The 3,457-nt window shown below is 33.6% G+C and carries 3 protein-coding genes; all 3 read left to right on the top strand.

What is annotated here, in order from left to right:
• Window positions 1–267: 267 nt before the first annotated feature.
• The 3 genes from NXS07_RS19005 (at window position 268) to NXS07_RS19015 (ending at window position 3,119) form a co-directional block, all read left to right on the top strand.
• On the top strand, window positions 268–1,446 hold the full coding sequence (locus NXS07_RS19005) for an iron-containing redox enzyme family protein (RefSeq protein ID WP_258087409.1): 1,179 nt from the start codon (window positions 268–270) through the stop codon (window positions 1,444–1,446).
• Complete coding sequence (locus NXS07_RS19010; RefSeq protein ID WP_258087410.1) at window positions 1,437–1,775, top strand: Rieske 2Fe-2S domain-containing protein; 339 nt, start codon at window positions 1,437–1,439, stop codon at window positions 1,773–1,775. Before NXS07_RS19005 ends, NXS07_RS19010 begins: the two co-directional genes overlap by 10 nt.
• Window positions 1,776–2,333: 558 nt before the next feature.
• Window positions 2,334–3,119, top strand: coding sequence for a thioesterase II family protein (locus tag NXS07_RS19015; RefSeq protein ID WP_258087411.1), 786 nt, complete (start codon window positions 2,334–2,336; stop codon window positions 3,117–3,119).
• The last annotated feature ends 338 nt before the right edge of the window (window positions 3,120–3,457 follow it).

Below are 3,457 nucleotides of genomic sequence, written 5' to 3' on the forward strand. Positions count from 1 at the left end.
AGTGGACGCGGTAAGTCAGTGTATTGTATTACCGACTATAACAAAAGTGCAGATAATTTCATTGATTAACTTAATATAGGTAGAGATGCTATTCTTGCATTTGCTGATTCAGAAAAATGTATTGATAACGGAAATCGCTACGAAGAACAATTTTATGGTCGAAGAATAAGACCACACGTCCTTAAACATATTGATTTTTCGAGTCCTTTAACCAGAGATAATATCTTAACATATAGTGCATTCGCTGCAAATAGAACTCTTTTTACCATGAATGAAATGGATTTTTTAATGCTTCCTGAAATGGATAAATTCATCTGGGAAGACTATCAAAAATTTTATTCTGATGAGCGTTTTATTACTTCTAATGCAGGCATTCGGCTTTTGGAAAAATATCTTTTTTCATTTCTTGATGATGAAATCATTATTACTGAAAACTGGAATAAAGAAAGAGTCAAAGAATATTTTTTCTCATTCGCAGATGAATCATTAAAATGCTCATCTCTCCCATCTGCCAATGCAATTTTAACTTCGACAGATCCTGTTACTACATCAAAAGATTGGCTAATTCAATTGGCCACAGATTTCTTAATTGAATCAAGCCCTATGGCTAGATATGCAAGTGGAAGCTATGGGGAAATTGCCAGTTCTTTATTCAAGATAATTATTGATGAACTCGGTTATGGTGATTTTTCTAAACATCATGCAACGTTATACCGAGACACGCTTAATTCTGTTAATTTAAATTCTACACCTCATTACTACTGGCAATATTATCTTAATGGCAGCTTACTATTAGCAAATTATTATAATATGGTAACAAAAGACAAAAGAAAATTTTTTCGTTATATTGGCGCAATTTACCAAGCAGAAACATCTTTCATTACGAGTTGTAAAATTTGGAGAAACGCATTAAAAGAAGTATTACCAAATATTAATGTCAAATATTTTAATGAGCATTGTCACATAGACATTGACCATTCAAGAATGGTATTTGAAGGATTAGTCTCACCGGCTATAGATAAATATGGCCAAATTGCAGCAACAGAGATAATTAGAGGATTCGAAGAAGCATGTTTAATCAGTGATATCAGCGAACAAGATTTTATACGTCAGATAGAATGGAAGGATAATGCTGAAACATATAAACATCTCCATGATAGAATCATCATAAAGGTAAAGGAAGCCGCAAATAAAGGTATTATCCCTTGTGTTAAAATTACCGAGCCATACAATGAGTTGTCAATAACTCACTCTCATGATAGTAATGAGTTATGTCATGTTAAATCAGGAACGATGGAGTTTTTAAATGGTTTTGAAAAATCTACAATTTTAAACGCTGGAGAAGGAATTATTATCGAACATAATCGGTTACATGGTGCTTTAATTAAATCAGAATCTTGTGATTATGAAATATACACCATAGGAGACTTAACTAAATGGGAATAAAAAAAATAGACTATAGCGGGGCATTACTTATTAATTTCCCGGCAGAAAATAAAAGATCAGTCGTTTATATTGAAAATAGTAAAATAATTGCCCTCGATGATAAATGCCCTCATAGAGGCGGGCCTATACATCTTTGCCGGAAACATTCTGACGGAAAACTGGAATGTCTCTGGCATGGGAATACCATAAAGAAACCTTCAATATCAAAAGATGTATCAGCAATTTATCATCGGACTACCGGAAAAGTGACTCTTGTGTCTGTGACTAAAACGAATAGAGAGTGGCCAGTTAAAACGATAGCCATAAAATTAATTTTGAAAAACCGGTAGTGTTTAGATGTCGTCGTTCAGACCCAATCTAACACTTCGATTTGCAAAGAAGAGAGTTGCCAACTTTGATTAAAAGAGGAAAACATCAGTCAAAAATAAAGGAGGTAACTCTCATGTTTCATACTAAGCAAACAAACCATAGCGCACAAAGTCAGCTTCCTGAAGCTTGCTAAAATTTTAGGTCACTTATTTTTCCATAATTAATATATTAACACAGCATTATTTCACTTGAAAAACAACCAGCCAATTAAATACTCCATTAAATATAATGTCTGTAATAAAAATTAATAACGGACTGTTTTAATATGTATAAGTGAATCAAAAAAGGAATCCATTGATTTTTATTGCAATGTGCTAATATCACACCACTCTAACTTTTCAGAATTAATTATTATTTTCATTTGTTATCACTCGTTATTTTTAACTGACAGACACATCGTTGTTTGAATGTTGGGATAATACCCAAGGGCGGTAACATACCGTAAACAAAAAGCAAAAGTTATCAGAATAGTTAATTTCAATGCGTAACTTTATAGCAAAAGATAACGGATCCCGATTGTGATAGAAAAATCTCCTTCATGTTTTATTAAACTTAATACTGTTTCTAATCCTGAGATACGAATATTTTGTTTCCCTTATGCCGGAGGAAGCAGTGCAACTTTTGTTCCCTTTGCCAAAAAAATCAAAACAAACGCTGAGTTTTTAGTCATACAACCCCCCGGTAAAGGCAGCAGGATCAGAGAAAAACCTCATAATGACATGAGCCACCTTGTTGAAGACATCTATGTCAATATTAAAAGCTTACTTAATAAACCTTATCTATTTTTTGGTCACAGTTTAGGTAGCCGAGTCGCTTTTGAACTAATAAGAAAAATTAACGCAGCATCATTACCTCTCCCCATCGAATTTATTGCCTCAGGCAGTAAAGGGCCCCAGGTTACTGCTATCAGAGAACCATTAAGTGGGTTACCGGATAAAGATTTTATCAATGGATTACAGACGTTTGGCCGGGTTGATAAACAAGTCATCGACAATGCCGAATTATTGTCCCTGATTTTACCCGCAATAAAGGCGGATTTTAAAATTTCGGAAGAATATCATTATGTTGGAACAGAATCTTTCTCCTGTCCTTTAACCGTGTTTGGTGGAAAAAATGATGCCATAGTCACAGAGCAAGAACTCTATTCTTGGTTAGATTTATTTGAACAAGAGAAAAAGGTCATCATTTTTGAAGGTACTCACTTTTTTATTGACGATAATAATGAACCTGTTATTGATACAGTTCAAAACATTATCAAATCAAAAAGTTCCCAACAATATAACCGATATCCACCAACAATATAACCGTATCGAGCCACCATAGTGTGGCTCGATGCTTATTACGATTCACGGTTTATTCCTATAAACAGTAAATCAGCAGTTTATTGTGAACTTTAAACACTTTACCACCCTGTATTTTTTAATACTGAATAAGGAAACATTTTTTTAAAAACTTGGGGTGTTTTAATGAGGTGGTTTTTAAATTCCTATAGTAACGATATCGAAAAAGAAATAATGAGCCATTTTGATGCATGTATCCCGCTGGCTAAACAACCGCGATATATTGGGTTCTGTCGCATTAACAGAGCGCTAGCAAGAGAAAATGATGTAATTGTTTTTTATGCAGCCAATTGATAGAAAAA

It is taken from the genome of Xenorhabdus bovienii (assembly GCF_024721015.1).
In the GTDB taxonomy this organism is placed as follows: Bacteria; Pseudomonadota; Gammaproteobacteria; order Enterobacterales; family Enterobacteriaceae; genus Xenorhabdus; species Xenorhabdus bovienii.